We start from the raw sequence: 18,350 nt of genomic DNA, 5'->3' as shown, positions 1-18,350 counted from the left end.
GACTGGCGGCCGATGTTCTGGCCCTCCGGCCCCGAGGAGGCCCGGCCGTACTACCGGCGGGCGCTCGCCCACGCCACCGTCGCCGTCGGCAATCTCGACGAGTGCGAGGTCGCCACCGGCGTACGGGACCCGGCGGACTGCGCCCGCGCGCTGCTGGACGCCGGTGTCGAACTCGCCGTCGTCAAGCAGGGCCCCAAGGGCGTCCTCGCGCTGCACCGCGACGGCACGTCGGCCGAGGTGCCGCCCGTGCCCGTCGACGTCGTCAACGGCCTCGGCGCGGGCGACGCGTTCGGCGGCTCCCTCTGCCACGGTCTGCTCGCCGGCTGGGACCTGGAGCGCACCATGCGGCACGCCAACGCCGCCGGAGCCATCGTCGCCTCCCGGCTGGCCTGCTCCTCCGCGATGCCGACGGCGGCCGAGGTCGACGCCGCGCTGGCCGCCTCGTGACCGGCACCCGGCCCGCCGTCCGGGTCTCCGAACTCGTACGGACCCGCGCCCGGAACCCCGAGGCCGTCGCGGAGGCCGCCGCCCGCCGCGTCCGCAGACCGCTGCTCGGCGACAGCGGCCGGCTGATGATCGTCGCCGCCGACCACCCGGCCCGCGGCGCGCTGGCCGTCGGCGACCGGCGGCTCGCCATGGCCAACCGCGCAGACCTCCTCGAACGTCTCTGCCTCGCGCTCTCCCGGCCCGGCGTCGACGGCGTGCTCGGCACCGCCGACGTCCTCGACGACCTGCTGCTGCTGGGAGCCCTCGACGGCAAGGTGGTCATGGGCTCCCTCAACCGCGGCGGGCTCGCCGGCGCCTCCTTCGAACTGGACGACCGCTTCACCGGCCACCGCCCCGAGGACCTGGCCCGGCTCCGCTTCGACGCGGGCAAGCTGCTGCTCCGTATCGGCTACGACGACCCCGGCTCGCTCAACACCCTGGCCTCCGGCGCCCGCGCCGTCGACGCGATGGCCGCGCAGCGGCTGCCGGTCTTCGTCGAGCCGTTCATCTCCCGCCGGGTGGACGGCAGGCTGCGCAACGACCTGAGCGCCGAGGCCGTCACACGGTCCATCGCCATCGCCTCCGGGCTCGCGGGCACCTCCGCCTACACCTGGCTGAAGGTGCCCGTCACCGAGGAGGAGGACCGGATGGCCGCCGTCATGGAGACGTCCACGCTGCCCGCCGTGCTGCTCGGCGGGGAGGTCGGCGCGGACCAGGACGAGGCGTACGAGAAGTGGCGCAAGGCGCTGCGGCTGCCGACCGTCCAGGGCCTCGTCGTCGGCCGCTCGCTGCTCTACCCGCCGGACGGGGACGTCGGGGCGGCCGTGGACACCGCCGTCGGACTCCTCTGAGCGCGCGGCCGGCCGGGACGCCCGCGCCGCGCCGGGCCGCCGGACCCGCCGCCTCCCATCCGATGCCGTCACCCGCAGGAGACTGAAACCATGACCTCCGTTCACCCGAACCCCGCGCCCGGCGCGGAGCCCGCCCGCGGTCCCCGGCTGCACCTCCCGGCGGGCACGGCCGCCGACGGGCCGTACGCCACCGCCGTCGACCCGGCGGGCGCGGGCTGGGACCGTTCGAGCCTGCGGATCCTCGAACTGCCGCCCGGCGGTGCGCACGCGTTCGACACCGGCGACAGCGAGTGGATCGTGCTGCCGCTCAGCGGCGGCTGCTCGGTGGTCACGGAAGCCGACACCGCCACTGACGCCGACACCGTCACCGACGCCGCAACCGTCGCCGACGCGGACGGCCACAGCGGCAACGGCACGGGCGAGGGCAGCGGTACGGGCACCGGCGCGGGCGAGGGCAGCGGCGCGGGCGCCGGCACCGGTGCCGCCTTCGAACTGCACGGCCGCGCGAGCGTCTTCGACGGCGTCACCGACTTCGCGTACGTCCCGCGCGACGCGCACGTCCGCCTCACCAGCGCCGCGGGCGGCCGGTTCGCGCTCACCGGCGCCCGCTGCGAGAACCGGCTGCCCGCCCGCTACGGCCCCGCCGCCGAGGTCGCCGTCGAACTGCGCGGCAGCGGCAGCTGCTCGCGGCAGGTCAACAACTTCGCCGCGGCGGGCGCCTTCGACTGCGACAAGCTCATCGCCGTCGAGGTGCTCACCCCCGGCGGCAACTGGTCCTCCTACCCGCCGCACAAGCACGACGAGGACCGCCCCGGCACCGAGTCAGAGCTGGAGGAGATCTACTACTTCGAGATCGCCGCCGCGCACGGCACCGAGGGCCTGGGCTACCAGCGCGTCAGCCCCTCCGGACCGGGGAAGGACAGCGACGTGCTCGCCGAGGTCCGCAGCGGCGACACGATCCTCATCCCGGACGGCTGGCACGGTCCCTCGATGGCCGCCCCCGGCCACGACATGTACTACCTCAACGTGATGGCCGGACCCGGCGCCGAACGCGCCTGGCTCATCTGCGACCACCCCGACCACGCGTGGATCCGCACCACCTGGCCCGGTCAGCCGGTGGACCCCCGGCTGCCGCTGTACGAGCCCCCGGCCCCCACCCCGGCCCCCGCGCCGGCCGGAGCCGCGAACCCGGAGGGAGACCGCGCATGACCACCCCCGCACCGACCGCCGCCCCCGTCCGCCGCCTCACCGTCGCCCAGGCCCTCGTCGCGTTCCTGGCCCGCCAGTACACCGAGCGCGACGGCCGGCGGCACCGGCTCATCAGCGGCTGCTGGGGCATCTTCGGCCACGGCAACGTCGCCGGGATCGGCCAGGCGCTGCTGGAACCGGGCGCCGAGGGACTGCCGTTCCACCAGGGCCGCAACGAGCAGTCCATGGTGCACGCCGCCGTCGCCCACGCCCGGCAGACCGACCGGCTCTCCGCCCAGGCCGTCACCACCTCCATCGGCCCTGGCGCCACCAACCTCACCACCGGTGCCGCGCTCGCCACCGTCAACCGGCTCCCGGTGCTCCTCCTCCCCGGCGACACGTTCGCCACCCGCCCCGCCGACCCCGTGCTCCAGCAGCTCGAAGCCCCGAGCGCCGGCGACATCTCCGTCAACGACTGCCTGCGCCCCGTCTCCCGCTGGTTCGACCGCGTCACCCGCCCCGAGGCGCTGATCCCCGCCGCCCTCCAGGCCATGCGGGTCCTCGCCGACCCGGCCGAGACCGGCGCCGTCACCCTCGCCCTGCCGCAGGACGTCCAGGCCGAGGCGTACGACTGGCCGGAGGAGTTCTTCGCCGAACGCGTCTGGCCGGTACGCCGCCCCGCCCCCGACGCCGACGCGCTCGCCGGGGCCGCCGAGGCGCTGCGGAGCGCCCGCCGGCCGCTGATCGTCGCCGGCGGCGGCGTGCACCACAGCGAGGCCGAGGACGCCCTGAAGGCGTTCGTGGAGGCCACCGGCATCCCCGTCGCCTCCACCCAGGCCGGCAAGGGCTCGCTGCGCCACGACCACCCGGCCGACGTCGGCGGCATCGGCCACACCGGCACCGCCACCGCCGACGCGCTCGCCCGCGGCGCGGACACCGTCCTCGGCGTCGGCACCCGCTGGACCGACTTCACCACCGCCTCCAGCACCCTCTTCGCCGAGCCCGGCGTCCGCTTCGTCAACCTCAACATCACCGCCTTCGACGCCCACAAGATGAGCGGGCTGTCCCTCGTCGCCGACGCCCGCGCCGGACTGGAGGCGCTGGCCGGGGCCCTCGTCGGGCACCGGGTCGAGGAGTGGTACGAGGAGGAGTACGGCCGCGCCAAGACCGCCTGGGAGGAGCGGGTCACGCGCGCCTTCGCCGGGGACGACGACGCCCGCCCCACGCAGACCCAGGTGCTCGGGGCCCTGGACTCCGTCGTCGGTGACCCGGACGTGATCATCAACGCGGCCGGCTCGCTCCCCGGCGACCTGCACAAGCTGTGGCGCGCCCGCTCACCCCGCCAGTACCACCTGGAGTACGGCTACTCCTGCATGGGTTACGAGATCCCCGCCGCCATCGGCGTCTCCCTGGCCGCCCCGACCCGCCGGGTGTGGGCGCTGGTCGGCGACGGCACGTACCTGATGATGCCGACGGAGATCGTCACCGCCGTGCAGGAGGGCATCCCGCTCAAGCTGCTGCTGGTGCAGAACCACGGTTACGCCTCCATCGGCGGCCTGTCCGAGGCCACCGGCGGCGAACGCTTCGGCACCGCCTACCGGTACCGCGCCGCCGACGGCTCGTACACCGGTGACCCGCTGCCCGTCGACCTCGGCGCCAACGCGGCCAGCCTCGGCATGCGGGTGCTGCGCGCGAACACCCTGCGGGAGCTGCGCGAGGCGCTGGCGGAGGCGCGGGACGCGACCGTGCCCACATGTGTCCATGTGGAGACCGCAACGGCCGACACTGTGTCCGGCGCGCCCGGCGCGCAGGCGTGGTGGGATGTTCCGGTGGCCGGGACGGCGACCCGCCCGGCGGCCGTCAAGGCCCGGGAGGAGTACGACCGCGAGGCGGCGGCGCGCCGCCGGTACCTGTAGGCGGCGCTACGGCCCCGCCCGCGCGGACCGGCCGGCCACCCCGGGTCGCCCGTCTCCGTACGCGCACCCGGTCCCGCACCCGCCCCCGTACGCACACCGGAACCGAACCGCTCGCCCCCGCACCCGCCCCGCCCCGCACCCACGCCAGACCGCACAGCACCGAACGGCACAGCACCGAACGGCACCGAGCGGCACGGCACCGAACAGCACGGCACCGCACCAGCCAGGCCGACGCACAGAAAGGCCCCGCGATGAAGACACTGGACCACTGGATCGACGGAAAGGCCGTGGCCGGTACCTCCGGCGCCTACGGCCCGGTGACCGACCCCGCGACCGGCGCGCAGACCACCCGGGTCGCCCTGGCTTCCGCCGAGGAGGTCGACGCGGCCGTGGCCGCCGCCCGGGCCGCGTACGCGACCTGGGGCACGTCCTCGCTCGCCGCCCGCACCTCCGTCCTCTTCCGCTACCGCGAACTGCTCGTCGCCCACCGCGAGGAGATCGCCCGGCTGATCACCGCCGAGCACGGCAAGGTGCACTCCGACGCGCTCGGCGAGGTCGCCCGCGGCCTGGAAATCGTCGAACTGGCCTGCGGCATCACCACCCAGCTCAAGGGCGAGCTGTCCACGCAGGTGTCGAACCGGGTGGACGTGGCCGCGATCCGGCAGCCGCTCGGAGTCGTCGCGGGCATCACGCCGTTCAACTTCCCGGCGATGGTGCCGATGTGGATGTTCCCGCTCGCCATCGCCTGCGGGAACACCTTCGTGCTGAAGCCCAGCGAGAAGGACCCGTCCGCGGCCAACCTGCTCGCCTCCCTGGCGGCGGAGGCCGGGCTGCCCGCCGGCGTGCTGAACGTCGTCCACGGCGACAGGGCCGCCGTGGACCGGCTGCTGGAGCACCCGGACGTGGCCGCCGTCAGCTTCGTCGGCTCCACCCCGGTCGCACGCCACATCCACGCCACGGCCTCCGCCAACGGCAAGCGCGTCCAGGCGCTCGGCGGCGCGAAGAACCACATGCTGGTGCTGCCCGACGCCGACCTGGACGCCGCCGCCGACGCGGCCGTCTCGGCGGCCTACGGCTCCGCGGGCGAGCGCTGCATGGCGGTGTCCGCGGTCGTCGCCGTCGGCGCCGCCGGTGACGCGCTGGTGGAGAAGATCCGCGAACGCGCCGAGAAGATCAGGATCGGCCCGGGCGACGACCCGGCCTCCGAGATGGGCCCGCTGATCACCAAGGCGCACCGCGACAAGGTCGCCTCCTACGTCCGGGGCGCCGCGGAGCAGGGCTGCGAGGTCGTCCTCGACGGCACCGGCCACACCGTCGACGGCTACGAGAACGGCCACTGGATCGGCCTGTCCCTGCTCGACAAGGTCCCGACCGGCTCCGACGCGTACCGCGACGAGATCTTCGGCCCGGTGCTGTGCGTGCTGCGCGCCGCGACGTACGAGGACGGTGTCGCGCTGATCAACGCCTCCCCGTACGGCAACGGCACCGCGATCTTCACCCGCGACGGCGGCGCCGCCCGCCGCTTCCAGCTGGAGGCCGAGGCGGGCATGGTCGGGATCAACGTGCCGATCCCGGTGCCCGTCGGCTACCACAGCTTCGGCGGCTGGAAGGACTCCCTCTTCGGCGACCACCACATCTACGGCAACGACGGCGTGCACTTCTACACCCGCGGCAAGGTCGTCACCACCCGCTGGCCCGACCCGGCCGACGCCCCGGCGGGCGTGGACCTGGGCTTCCCGCGCAACCACTGACGGGGACCGGCGCCTCCGGCGGGCCCCGGCCGCGTTTCCCGCGTTTCCCGCGTTTCCCGGGTTTCCCGCGGGTCGCGGGGCCCGGCCCCGGCCCGCCGCCGGAAGCGCGGGGCCGGGCGCCGGGCGGGGCCCACTCCGGCGGGGCGCCCTCGCGCCCTCGCGCCCTCGCGCCGTCGCGCCCTCGCGCCCTTACGTCATCCGTCCCGCTGACGACCGGTCCCCGGGCCGCTCGGCCGGCGCCTCACCGGGCTCAGGCATCTTCCATCTCGACGTCGTCGGAGAAGCGGATCCGGGTCATACGGCCGTGGACCCGGATGTACCGACCGCCGGTGTCCTCGTCGATGTAGTACGGCTGGTTCGTTCCGGGGTCGATGTGGAGCGTGAAGCCGGGAACCTCGGCGGGCGCGGGCGGGTATGCGGAACTGCTGCTGCCTTCGCCCGCGTCGTATCCGTACCCGTAGTCGGCCCCGCCCCCCGACCCGTATCCGTAGTCGGCGGTCCGGCCCTGCGGGTAGCCGGGGGCCGAGGACCCGGACGGCGCCGCATAGGACCCGGAGGGCTCCGCGTAGGACGTGGACGGCTCCGCGTAGGACGTGGACGCTGTGGGATAACTCGCCGTCCCGCCCATTTCGACGTCCTCGGGCTCCGTCTTCACCTGTGCCGCGGCAGCCAGCTGCTTCTCGAGCAGCGGTTCGCCCTTGCGCGTGATGGCCTTCCTCAGATTGTCGCCCTTCTCGCCCGTGTGCATGTACTTGGACATGCTCGGCACGTCCACCTTCTGCCGGCGGAGTTCGGCGAGCTTCATGAGCAGCTCGTCGGGCATCTGTGAGGGGTTCAGCTCCTGGGGCAGTTCATTGTCGTGAATGCGCTGCCAGGCGTCACACCAAGGGTGGCCGGTGAGGCTTCGGATGAGTGCCTTCAGAGTCTTCTTGCCCTCGCCGTCGAGCTTTCCGCCCTTGGTGAACTGCTTCGCTGGATCACCCTTCTTGTGACTCTTCGGCTGGTTTTCGACCTTTCCGGACCGTGACGGCGTGTGCTTCCAGTGGCCCTCGTTCTCGTAGCGGGTGAGATAGCCGCCGAGCCTGTTGGCGTCCAGCTCGATGATGCCGCCCAGATACTTGAGGGTCATTCTCTCGGAGTTCTTGTACCCGTAGGCGAGTTCTATCGCCCGCTGGCGGCTTTCGTTCGTGGGCGGCATGCCCTTCCTGCCGTTCCAGAGAGCCTTGAGTTCGGCCGCCTGTGCCTCGCTGAGCTGCTCGTGCTTACGGCGCGGCACATTGTGCGTCTGCGACCCCTGGCCGATCCCCACATGGGCGGTCTCCACCGTCCACGTGTCCTTCAGCGGACGCGTGGTCCGGTGATAGTGGCCCTCGTCGTCGAATTCGGCGTCGCTGGTGGGCGGCGTCACGTCGGCCTGTCGCGACGCGTACCGGCCGGGCACCCTGAGGGCCGGGCCGCCGCGGCGGTGCACGGCCTCCTGCGGAGCTGCCTCGTTCATCATGGCCGGCGTGTTCGTGATGTCGTCCATGACCATCTGCCGGATGTATTCCAGGTAGTGCTTGTCCATGATGTGCCGCTGATGATCGTAGAGGGAGTTCACGGCGCCCTGGAAGTAGTGCCCGTAGTTCTCGTCGAAGCTCAGGTTCGTGAACTCCAGCCGCCTCTTGTAGTACATCAGCGCCGCGGCGCAGCCCATGCAGGGGCGGTATTTGCCCATGATGGACATGGGCCCCTTGACGTCCTGGTGAGGAACGATGTTGGCGTACTGCAGGGCCAGGAGCAGCTTCTGTTCCGCGTGCACCGACCCCTCCGCCGTCGGCTGCCCCTTGTTCTTGCCCGTCTTCTTCGCCCTGGGGTCCAGTGCCGCGAAACGGAGCAGGAACACCCGGCCTTCGTACTTGCGGCTCGTCAGATACTCGCGCAGCTTCTCGTCCTCGATGTTCACGACGATGACCGGTTCGCCCAGCCGGGCGCGCAGTGCCAGGGCCGTGGCGTCCTCCCCCCGGCCCTGCTCGCCCTCGCCGCGCTCTCCGGCGACGATCGCGGCGTTCTTCCGGCGGAAGCTCGCCAGCTTCTCGCGCTGGTTCTCGGCCTCGTGACCGCGCAGGCCCCGCGTGGCCCCCTCGTCGCTCTGGCGGATGCTCAGCAGTTCCTGGAACGTGGGCTGCCCGCCCTTGTTCTTCTTTCTGCCGCGTTCCACGAGGGTGTCGACGGACGAGTTGTAGTTCGTCGCGAACACCAGACGGTCGTTGATCAGCATGCCCTGGACCTCGCGGTTGTTGGCGTCCTCCGCGGTCTTGTCCGGCTCGTCCTCGCGGGCCTTCTCCTGGGCGCCCTTCATGCTGTCGAACAGCAGGGCACTGGTCTCCGTCAGGGTCTCCTCCGCCGCCTCGTTCGACTTGTCGCGCGGGAACCGCATCCAGAACTCTCCGTGCGCCCGGCCCTGCCGCCTCGCGCCGTAGTTCTCCATCGGAGGGTTGTCCACCAGCGACGCGACCCGCGCCATGGTCTCCTCGGGCGTCAGGTACTCGTCCGGAGACTCCTCCTTGACGAACCCCTGCGGGGGGAATCCCGCGCCTCCGCCGCCGTGGCCGCCGTAGCCGGGGTTGTACATGCGCTGCACGGGCAGCGAGGAGGCCGTGGCCAGGGGGTGGCGGCTGCCCGCACGGCGGAGCATCTCGACGGTGGCCGCGTTCCCCGCGGTCCGCTGCACGGCGAGGAGGCCGTGCGGGGCGCTGCCGCCCCGGTCCGGAGCCCTGGCCGGCGTCCGGGCCGGAGCGGTGCCGGGCTGCTTGGAATCGAAGGCGGTGTCCATCGGTCGTACCTCACCGGGCGAGACGTGCAAGAGATCACTCTCTGCCTACGGGGCCGGGCGGTTCGGCGACAAGGGACGCAAGGGCACGGCTCACCGGCGGAAGGGCACGTGGATCAGCGCGGGGAACGGGCCCCGGGCCGTCGGCGGGCGTCGAGGACGGGCGGACGGCCCTGCCGCCGGTGGCCGGCACGCGACAACTGCGGGGCGGAACAGGCCACTTATCGGCGATGTGCGGTGGAAGAACTTGCCTGGGCGACGGGTGCCGGGACAGCATCCAGGGTGTTTCCGCCGCCCGGCAGCGCCGACCCGCTCGGCGCTGCCCGCGCGGCGCGTCCCAGCAGCGGAAAGGCCGTGGTTGCCATGGCGGATGAGTCCTCGCAGCGCTACGAGCAGCGGCTGCGCGTGGATCCCCGGATACTCGCCGGTGTCCGGCGCACCGTGGCCGCCCGGCTACGGGAGTGGGGGCGCGGGGAACTGGTCGGACCGGCCGCCATGTGCGTCACCGAACTCTTCAGCAACGTCTACAAGCACACGGCCACCGCCGACTGCCTGCTCACCCTCCAGAATCTGCCGCACGGCGTCCGCGCGGCCGTCACCGACCCGGAACCAGTCCTCCCCGTGGCCAAGGAACCGGACCACCTGTCCGAGACCGGCCGCGGGCTGTTCCTGCTCGGCGAGACCGCGGACCGCTGGGGCGCGCTGCCCGTGGCGGAGGGCAAGGAGGTGTGGTTCGAGCTGGACGCGGGTCCGGCGGCCGGTGAGATGTGACACGTTCCGCGGCGGCCCGCCGTACCGCGACCGCGGTACGGCGGGCCGCGGGCGTACTGCCGGAGGAGGCCGCACGGTTCAGTCCCGGGGACAAGGTGTGCGGTGCCTTTCGCTGCGTAGGCTCTGAGCATGGATTTTCGAATGCCCCGGTTCGGGGCGTGGCGGTCGCGGCGCACGCGGCTGGTCGCGGCGGTGGCGGCGCTGGCCGTCGCCGGCGGGGCCGGTACGTGGAGCGCCGTCGCCGACAGCCCGGCCGCCGTGCACCGTGAGGACCGGTTCCTGTCGATGCCGGAGACCCCCGGGGACGGGGAGGGCGGCGGTGGCGGCGAGAAGGTGCGGATCGACACCTCCTTCTACACCGCCGGGCCCGCGGACGAGCGCCGTCCCGCCGTGCTGCTCGGGCACGGCTTCGGCGGCAGCAAGGCCGATCTGAAGCAGCACGCCGAGAGCATGGCGCGGGACGGCTACGCCGTCATGACCTGGTCGGCCCGGGGCTTCGGGAAGTCCTCCGGGCGGATCGGGCTCAACGACACCGAGAACGAGGTCGCCGACGTCGGGCGGCTGATCGACTGGCTCGCGCAGCGGCCCGAGGTGCGGCTCGACGCCGACGGCGACCCGCGCGTCGGCGTCGCCGGGGCCTCGTACGGCGGCGCGATCTCGCTGCTCGCGGCGGGCAACGACAAGCGGGTCGACGCGATCGCCCCGCAGAACACCTACTGGGACCTCTCCGAGGCGCTCTTCCCGAACGGGGTGTTCAAGAAGCTCTGGGCCGGGATCTTCTTCACCACCGGCTCGACACCGCTCCCCACCCAGATGGGACCGGGCTCCGAGGACGCCCCCGAGGGCGGGACCGGCGGCGCCGGGGGCTCCGGCGGCGGCACGGGCGACGGGCAGCAGCAGGGCACCGGGGACGGCGCCGCCGCCGGCACCCCGCCGCCGCCCGTGCCCGCCCCCGACCGCGACTGCGGCCGGTTCGAGAAGCAGCTGTGCGAGATGTACGAGCGGGTGGCCGTCGCCGGGAAGCCGGACGCCGAGGCCGAGAAGCTGCTGCGGGAGCGCAGCCCCGTCGCCGTCGGGGACGAGATCGACGTCCCCACGCTGGTCCTCGGCGGGCAGACCGACTCCCTCTTCCCGCTCTCGCACGCCGACGCCATGGCGAAGAAGATCCGGGCCAACGGCGCTCCGGTCTCCGTGGACTGGCTCGCGGGCGGCCACGACGGGGGTGACCAGGAGACCGAGCGGGTCCGGCAGCGGGTCACCGACTGGTTCGACCGCCATCTGAAGGGCGAGAAGGAGACCGACACCGGCCCGGCCTTCCGCGTCAGCCGCACCGGCGGCATCGACTCCACCAACGGCCGCGCCCAGCTGCGCGGCGCGACCGGCGACAGCTACCCGGGCATCGGCGGCGCCGAGAGCACCGGGGTGCGGCTCACCGGCCGCGAGCAGACCGTCGCCAATCCGGCGGGCGGCACCCCCGCCGCCGTCTCCTCCGTCCCGGGCCTGGGCAGCATGTCCCAGCTGGCGACGTTCGGCGCCGGAGTGGCGCTGGACTTCCCCGGCCAGACCGCGACCTTCGACTCGGCACGGCTGGCGTCCGAGGTCCGGGTCACCGGCTCGCCCACCGCCCGGATCCATGTCGACTCCGACAGCGACGACACGGTGCTCTTCGCCAAGGTGTACGACGTGGGCCCGGACGGCCGCCAGTCGCTGCCCTCCCAGCTCGTCACCCCGGTGCGGATCAACGGCACCGGTGACGACCGGGGCCGCACCGCCGAGATCACGCTGCCCGCCGTGGACCACACCTTCGAGGCCGGGCACCGGATGCGGCTGGTGCTGTCGGCCACAGACATGGGGTACGCCTCCCCGGCCGAGCCCGCCGAGTACCAGGTGTCCCTCGCGGGCGACGGGCTCACCGTGCCCACCGCTCCCGCGGTCCGCACCGCCGCCACCCCGCTCCCGTCCTGGGTCTGGGGGCTGCCGCTCGGTGCCGCCGCCGTCGCCGCGGCGCTGCTGCTCCTCGGACGCCGCAGGATCGCGACACCGGCCCCCGACCCGGAGCTGGCCGGGGTGCCGCTCCGGATCACCGGGCTCAGCAAGCGGTACGCCAAGTCCGCCGACCGGTACGCCGTCAAGGACCTGTCCTTCCGCGTCGAGGCCGGCCAGGTGCTGGGGCTGCTCGGCCCCAACGGCGCGGGCAAGACGACCACGCTGCGGATGCTGATGGGCCTCATCCGGCCCGACGAGGGCGAGATCCGGGTCTTCGGCCACGCCATCCGGCCGGGCGCCCCCGTGCTGTCCCGGGTCGGCTCGTTCGTCGAGGGCGCCGGCTTCCTGCCGCACCTCTCCGGCCGGGCCAACCTCGACCTGTACTGGCAGGCCACCGGCCGTCCCGCCGCCGACGCGCACGCCCGGGAGGCGCTGGAGATCGCCGGGCTCGGTGACGCCCTGGAGCGCGCCGTACGGACGTACTCGCAGGGCATGCGGCAGCGGCTGGCCATCGCGCAGGCCATGCTCGGCCTGCCGGACCTGCTGATCCTCGACGAGCCGACCAACGGGCTGGACCCGCCGCAGATCCGCGAGATGCGCGACGTCATGGTCCGCTACGCGGCCGCCGGACGCACCGTGATCGTTTCCAGCCATCTGCTGGCCGAGGTCGAGCAGACCTGCACGCATCTGGTCGTGATGGACCGCGGGCGGCTCGTCAGCGCCGGGCCGGTCGCCGACATCACCGGCAACGGCGACACCCTGCTCGTCGGGGTGGCCGGCGGACCGCCGTCCGACGCCGCCGCCGAGAAGGTGGCCGCCCTGGACGGCGTCGTCTCCGCCGTCGCCGTGGACGAGGGCCTGCTCGTACGGCTCGGCGGCACGACCGCGGCACAGCTCCTCGCCGAACTCGTCCGGCTGGAGATCCCGGTCGAACGGGCCGGTCCGCACCGGCGCCTCGAAGACGCGTTCCTGACCCTGATCGGAGGCGACCGATGACCGCACCGACCGGACCGGGCGGACTGGACGGACCGGACCGGCCGGCCACACCCGGCCGCCCCGCGGCGGAGACCGGCGCGGCCGGTGCCACCGCCCTCGCCGAGCGGGCCCCGGCGCCCGCCTCCGCCCCCGGCTACCGGGCCGGACGCACCCTGCCGCTGCGGGTGGAGGCCATGCGTCAGCTGCGCCGCCGGCGCACCATGGTGGTCTTCGGCGTGCTCGCCCTGCTGCCGTTCGTGCTGATCGCGGCCTTCGCGATCGGCGGCGGCGAGGACGAGGAGGGCAGCGGCCGGATCTCGCTGATCGACACGGCCACGGTCTCCGGCGTGAACTTCGCCGTCGCCTGCCTCTTCGTCTCCGCGGGCTTCCTGCTGGTGGTGCCCGTCGCGCTGTTCAGCGGGGACACCGTCGCCTCCGAGGCGAGCTGGTCGTCACTGCGCTATCTGCTGGCCTCGCCGGTGCCGCGGATGCGGCTGCTGGCCGCCAAGCTCACCGTGGCGCTGCTCTTCAGCATCGTCGCCATGGTGCTGCTGCCGCTGGTCGGGCTGATCGCGGGCACGGTGGCTTACGGCTGGGACGGGCTCCAGCTCCCGACCGGAGGCTCCCTGGAGGCCGGCACGGCCGCGGGCCGGATCGCGATCGCCGTCTGTTACATCTTCGTCGGCCAGCTCGTCACCGCCGGACTCGCGTTCTGGCTGTCCACCGTCACCGACGCGCCGCTCGGCGCGGTCGGCGGCGCGGTGGGGCTGACGATCATCGGCAACGTCCTCGACGAGGTGACGGCCCTCGGCGGCTGGCGCGACTTCCTGCCCGCGCACTGGCAGTTCGCCTGGATCGACGCGCTCCAGCCACAGCTGGAATGGGGTGGGATGATCAAGGGGAGCGCCGTCTCGGTGGCGTACGCGCTCGTGCTCTTCGCGCTGGCCTTCCGGCACTTCCGCAACAAGGACGTCGTGTCCTGACCCGCGGCGGCCGGTCCGGGCCTACAGCTCCCGGGCCGGCCAGTCCAGCAGCCGGGCGCCGATCACCGCGGTCTGGAGGGCGTAGCGGTGCATCGGGTCGGCCGGGTCGGAGCCGGTCAGCTCGTGGATCCGTGCCAGCCGGTACGTCAGCGCCCGCACGCTCAGCGACAGCCGCCGGGCCGTCTCCGCCGCCACACATCCCGCGTCGAAGTACACCGACAGGGTGCGCAGCAGCGGCTCGGCGCCGCCCCGTGCCCGCTCCAGCGGGCCCAGCGTGGAGATCACCAGATCCGCCATGGCCTGCCGGTCCCGGGTCAGCACGGGGAACACCAGCAGGTCCGCCGCCCGCAGCATGGGCCCTTCCAGCTCCATCCGCTCCGCCAGGTCCAGCGCGCTGAGCGCCTCCTCGTAGGAGTGCACGACGCCGCCGGGGCCGCTGTGCGTGCGGCCGACCGCCACCTTGCCGCCGTCGGTGGCGGCGTGCGCGTGCTTGGCGAAGTGCCGTACGACGTCCTCCTGGTTGCCCGGCGCGACGCACACGATCCGGCCGTCCTTGGTGGTCAGCAGGATCCGCCGGTCACCGAACCGCGCGATCAGCGCGGACTCCACCTGACGCGCCACCGGATGCGTCTCGTCGTACGACTCGGGGCCGTCGGCCACCGCCACGAGATGCTCGTGCGCCAGCCGCAGCCCGAGGCGCTCGGCCCGCTCCGCGAGCCGCCCGAGGTCGCTGCGCCCGTAGAGCAGGTCGTCGATGAACTCCCGGCGGGCCGCCTCCTCCTGGCGCACCGCCAGCCGCTGGGCCCGCTCGTAGCCCTCGGCGACCGCGTCGACGGACTGTTCGACGGCGGCCAGCACGCTGTCCGCGACGGCGCGCAGCTCGCGGGTGGTCGCGGCCGAGGCCGTGCCGGGCAGCGCGGGCCAGGCGCGGCGGGTCGCGCCGAGATGCGCGGCGACCAGCCGGCGCAGCCCGTGGGCGTGTTCGGCCGCCCGCTCGCCGAGGAGCCGGCGGGCCTCCAGCTCGTCGCGGGTCAGCCGGCGGCCCGTCACCGAGACCTCGGCCAGGATGTCGGCGTATCCCTCCAGGTAGTCGTCGTCCTGGGCCTGTTCGGTCTGCTGCTGGGTCACGGGTCCCTCTCACGGTGCTCGCGGGCGCCGGAGCTGGTTCCCGGGGCCCGGAGTGCAGTATCCCCCCGGCATCGAGAGACGGTAAAGGTTGCCGGGGTACGGCAATGTGCGCGAGAGGGTCCAGCCGCCATGATGAGTGCCACGGGGGAGCACGGGGGAAACGGGGGCGGCCCTGGTGCCGGGGTCCGGAAACGGACCGGCGCCAGGGCCGTACGACTGCGGGGGGCCGCCCGCGGCCGGTGTCCCGGGGCGTGGCTCCGGGCGGCCGCGGGCGGGCGCGGCGGCTGCCGCATCCGCCCCCGGGCGGGAACCCGGCCCGCGGGTCAGTGGCGTTCGCGGGAGTGGCCGAACAGCAGCCGGTAGCCGATCAGGAGCACCAGGGAGCCCGCCACGGCGGCCACCCACAGCGCGGGGTCGTAGAAGTCCTGGGTGATCGGCTTGTCCAGGAACTTCGCGGACAGCCAGCCGCCGATGAACGCCCCGGCCACGCCGATGAGGGTGGTCCCGACCAGCCCGCCCGGGTCGCGTCCCGGCAGCAGGACCTTGGCCACGACTCCGGCGATCAGGCCCAGGATGATCCAACTGACGATGCTCATGATCGATTCCTCCCCGTGTGATGACGGTATATGCAGGTGATACGCGTGCTGATGCCTGGATGCGGACACTACAACGACGCTTCCGGTCGACTTCGGGGTTCTCCCGCTCAAGATCGGTGACCACAGGCGCAATTGCGGTTACGCCTGGTGGTTGTCGATGACAGGGAGTAGCGTCTTCCGGGCATCGTCATCCGGTTCCCGAGCTGTCGGGAGCCCGGCCGAGCGGACACGATGGGGTGGTCGGAGCACATGCCTGCCGTGACGGACCCGAGTGCTCTCCTCTCCCCGCCGGGCGGCTCCGCCCGGCCGCGGCCCGGCCGCTCATTCCTCTCACCCGGCGGCGCCTCCCCCGATGCGCACGGCGCGGCCGGTGTCCGGCGGTTGGTTGTGATGGAGGTCGAGGTGGTGAGTCCATGAGTGTCGATACGGACGAGTCCGCGTGCGAACAACTGCTGGAGCTGCTCTTCGTCGCCGAGGACGTGCCGAAACTCCGGCTGCGGATCGGGGAGTGCGCCGCGGAGGCCGGACTGGAGGAGCCGCGGCGCGGCGATTTCGTCCTGGCCGTCCACGAGGTCGCCTGCAACGCCGTGGAGCACGGCGGCGGCGCCGGCCGGCTCGTCGTCCACCTCGACGACGGTGTCCTGCGGTGCCGGGTCAGCGACAGCGGACCGGGCTTCACCGAGGACGTGATACCGCCGGAGCCGCCCGGGCTGTTCGGCGGGGAGGGCGGCCGGGGGTTGTGGCTGACCCGGCAGTTGGCGGACCGGCTGGAGATCGCGGCCGGTCCGGTCGGTGCGGTCGTGACGGTGGCCATGAGACTGGGCCGGCCGCCGGGCGGCTCCTCCGGCGTACGCCCGTGAGCGCGTACGCCCCTGGGACGGCGGTACGCCGCTGAGGCTGCCGTACGTCCCGGGTGCGCCGAGTGCCGTCCCCGGGACCGCCGTGCGCCGCAGAGGCGTACGCCCGCGGGTCCGCCCGCGCCAGGCCCCGGGGACCGCGCCGTGCGCCGCTGAGGGCTGCCGTACGCCCGGGGAGCGCCGTACGCCCGTGGGGCGAACGCCCGTTGCGTTGGGACAGCGGCGAGGGCGGGCGCCCGGGAAGTCCCGGTGCCCGCCCTCGCTCGCTGCTGCGATCGCGGTGTCCGCCACGTCGGCCCGGGCGCCGCGGTGCCCCGGCGGCCACGCTGCCCAGTGGCCGCGCTGCCTCGGACGCCGCGGTGCCTCGGACGCCGCGCTGCCTCGGCGCTGTGGTGCCTCAGACGTTGACGCCGAAGTCCTGCGCGATGCCGCGCAGACCGGAGGCGTAGCCCTGGCCGACCGCGCGGAACTTCCACTCGGCGCCGTGCCGGTACAGCTCGCCGAAGACCATGGCGGTCTCGGTCGAGGCGTCCTCGGTCAGGTCGTAGCGGGCCAGCTCGTTGTTGTCGGCCTGGTTCACCACGCGGATGAAGGCGTTGCGCACCTGGCCGAAGCTCTGCTGGCGGCTCTCGGCCTCGTGGATCGAGACCGGGAAGACGATCTTGTCGACCTCGGCCGGGACCGTGGTCAGCGACACCTTGATCTGCTCGTCGTCGCCCTCGCCCTCACCCGTGAGGTTGTCGCCGGTGTGCTCGACGGCGCCCTCGGGGCTCTTGAGGTTGTTGAAGAAGACGAAGTGCCCGTCCGAGAGGACCTTCCCGCCGCCGTCGACGAGCAGCGCGCTCGCGTCCAGGTCGAAGTCGGTCCCCGTGGTCGTACGGACGTCCCAGCCCAGCCCGACGGTGACCGCGGTGAGACCCGGCGCCTCCTTGCTCAGTGAGACATTTCCGCCCTTGGAGAGGCTGACACCCATGGAGATCCCCTGCTCAATCCGGCGCGGGCAGCGCCTTTGACGATTTCTTTGCCCAGTGGTGCAACGGGTGCGGGACCCGGACGGTTCCCGCCGCCCGGGTGAATCCTGGCAGCCCGGACCCCTCCGCGTCCCGCATCCGTCAGTACGAGCGCGTCGAAGGCCCGAAGAACTCGATCTCGGCGATCGCCACCTGCTTGTCCTCGGCGGCCCCGTACGAGGAGCGGATGGTCATCCGTACCGTGCGCACGTCCCGGACCCGGAAGGAGCGGCGCTGGGCGCTGCCCTGGATGCCCTGGTCGAGCGTGATCTCGCGGGTCTCCTTCTTGCCGTCCGCCTTGGTGATCTCCACCTCCAGCACCCGGGGCCGGGCGCTCTCGGAGAGCTTGTCCGCGCGCTTGGACACACCGGGGGTGATCAGCACGTCCAGGTGGTTGACCGGCGAGTCGAAGCGGGCCTCGATCCACTCGCCCTCCCCGGCGCCGCGCACCCCCGGGCCCCAGTAGGTGTTGCTGAGCTTGTCGAACGCCAGCTCCGGCTTGTGCCCGGGGAAGGACCGGGAAGCCGCGAACGAGGTCGGCTCGAGCGGTGCCCGCTTGGCGAAGTGGTCCTTCACCGCCTGGATCGCCGTCGGCGCCTGGACCACCGCGTAGACGATCAGCGCGGCGAGCAGACCCCAGCCGATCAGCGGCAGGATCCAGCCGAGGCCCCTGCGCAGCCGCGGCCGCTCGCCCGCCCACGGTGCCTCCTTGCGGCCGGAGAACAGCCGCCGCCACCACGGCAGCCGGACGCGCCCGCCGCCCGGGCGGTCGTTCAGGGACATCGCGCACCGGCGGCAGAAGTGCCGGTCGGGACGGTTGCCGGTGGCGCACCACGGGCAGGGCGGGCCGGTCTCCTCGGTGAGCGGCTCCTCCCGGCGGACCTGCGGCCGCTGCGGATCGGGCCGCCCGGGGAGCACGGGCGCCACGGCGTCCGGAGCGGGCTCGGGCCGCGGCTCCGCCACCGGTACGAGCAGCGCCCGGGCCCGTGCCTCGGCGTCACCGCTGCCGTCCGGCGGCAGCCAGGAACCGCCCCGCTCGC

Annotated in this window: 14 protein-coding genes; 9 read left to right on the top strand and 5 right to left on the bottom strand. The window is 73.5% G+C overall.

The window, feature by feature from the left end:
- The 5 genes from GCU69_RS11885 to mmsA all read left to right on the top strand — a co-directional run.
- A partial coding sequence (locus GCU69_RS11885) for a PfkB family carbohydrate kinase (protein ID WP_235978423.1) occupies positions 1-447 on the top strand: 447 nt, incomplete at its 5' end.
- Positions 444-1,337, top strand: coding sequence for a Cgl0159 family (beta/alpha)8-fold protein (locus GCU69_RS11880; protein ID WP_156205984.1), 894 nt, complete (start codon positions 444-446; stop codon positions 1,335-1,337). The genes GCU69_RS11885 and GCU69_RS11880, both read left to right, overlap by 4 nt.
- Before the next feature lie 90 nt (positions 1,338-1,427).
- On the top strand, positions 1,428-2,546 hold the full coding sequence (gene iolB / locus GCU69_RS11875; RefSeq protein WP_156205983.1) for a 5-deoxy-glucuronate isomerase: 1,119 nt from the start codon (positions 1,428-1,430) through the stop codon (positions 2,544-2,546).
- Complete coding sequence (iolD, locus tag GCU69_RS11870) at positions 2,543-4,441, top strand: 3D-(3,5/4)-trihydroxycyclohexane-1,2-dione acylhydrolase (decyclizing) (protein WP_156205982.1); 1,899 nt, start codon at positions 2,543-2,545, stop codon at positions 4,439-4,441. The genes iolB and iolD overlap by 4 nt, the downstream gene beginning before the upstream one ends.
- A 251-nt stretch (positions 4,442-4,692) precedes the next feature.
- Positions 4,693-6,192 (top strand): CoA-acylating methylmalonate-semialdehyde dehydrogenase, encoded by a 1,500-nt coding sequence (gene mmsA, locus GCU69_RS11865; RefSeq protein WP_098751971.1) that lies wholly within the window; start codon positions 4,693-4,695, stop codon positions 6,190-6,192.
- Positions 6,193-6,442: 250 nt separating this feature from the next.
- Here the strand turns inward: mmsA and GCU69_RS33610 are convergent, their stop codons facing one another.
- Complete coding sequence (locus GCU69_RS33610; RefSeq protein WP_235978422.1) at positions 6,443-9,007, bottom strand: hypothetical protein; 2,565 nt, start codon at positions 9,005-9,007, stop codon at positions 6,443-6,445.
- 360 nt (positions 9,008-9,367) lie between these two features.
- Between GCU69_RS33610 and GCU69_RS11855 the strand changes: the two genes are divergently transcribed.
- The 3 genes from GCU69_RS11855 to GCU69_RS11845 all read left to right on the top strand — a co-directional run bounded on the left by GCU69_RS11855 (position 9,368) and on the right by GCU69_RS11845 (position 13,719).
- A complete protein-coding gene (locus tag GCU69_RS11855) occupies positions 9,368-9,775 on the top strand; it encodes an ATP-binding protein (RefSeq protein ID WP_156205981.1) in 408 nt (135 codons plus the stop codon).
- A 129-nt stretch (positions 9,776-9,904) separates the two neighbouring features.
- Positions 9,905-12,757: an alpha/beta fold hydrolase gene (locus GCU69_RS11850; RefSeq protein WP_235978421.1), complete on the top strand. Its 2,853-nt coding sequence runs from the start codon at positions 9,905-9,907 to the stop codon at positions 12,755-12,757.
- Positions 12,754-13,719: an ABC transporter permease gene (locus GCU69_RS11845; RefSeq protein ID WP_156205975.1), complete on the top strand. Its 966-nt coding sequence runs from the start codon at positions 12,754-12,756 to the stop codon at positions 13,717-13,719. Before GCU69_RS11850 ends, GCU69_RS11845 begins: the two co-directional genes overlap by 4 nt.
- A gap of 21 nt (positions 13,720-13,740) precedes the next feature.
- Here the strand turns inward: GCU69_RS11845 and GCU69_RS11840 are convergent, their stop codons facing one another.
- Complete coding sequence (locus GCU69_RS11840) at positions 13,741-14,847, bottom strand: PucR family transcriptional regulator (RefSeq protein WP_098751966.1); 1,107 nt, start codon at positions 14,845-14,847, stop codon at positions 13,741-13,743.
- 323 nt (positions 14,848-15,170) lie between these two features.
- On the bottom strand, positions 15,171-15,443 hold the full coding sequence (locus tag GCU69_RS11835) for a GlsB/YeaQ/YmgE family stress response membrane protein (protein ID WP_098751965.1): 273 nt from the start codon (positions 15,441-15,443) through the stop codon (positions 15,171-15,173).
- Between the two features lie 413 nt (positions 15,444-15,856).
- On the opposite strand from GCU69_RS11835, the gene GCU69_RS11830 reads away from it, so the two are divergent.
- A complete protein-coding gene (locus GCU69_RS11830; protein ID WP_098751964.1) occupies positions 15,857-16,303 on the top strand; it encodes an ATP-binding protein in 447 nt (148 codons plus the stop codon).
- Between the two features lie 394 nt (positions 16,304-16,697).
- Here the strand turns inward: GCU69_RS11830 and GCU69_RS11825 are convergent, their stop codons facing one another.
- Both GCU69_RS11825 and GCU69_RS32630 read right to left on the bottom strand, forming a co-directional pair.
- Positions 16,698-17,273, bottom strand: coding sequence for a TerD family protein (locus GCU69_RS11825; RefSeq protein WP_098751963.1), 576 nt, complete (start codon positions 17,271-17,273; stop codon positions 16,698-16,700).
- Between the two features lie 139 nt (positions 17,274-17,412).
- The coding region (locus GCU69_RS32630) for an NADase-type glycan-binding domain-containing protein (protein WP_408055797.1) at positions 17,413-18,350 on the bottom strand (938 nt) is incomplete at its 5' end.

Origin of the sequence: Streptomyces lycii (genome assembly GCF_009735685.1) — a bacterium.
In the GTDB taxonomy this organism is placed as follows: domain Bacteria; phylum Actinomycetota; class Actinomycetes; order Streptomycetales; family Streptomycetaceae; genus Streptomyces; species Streptomyces lycii.
This window is presented reverse-complemented; position numbering and strand designations above follow the sequence as displayed.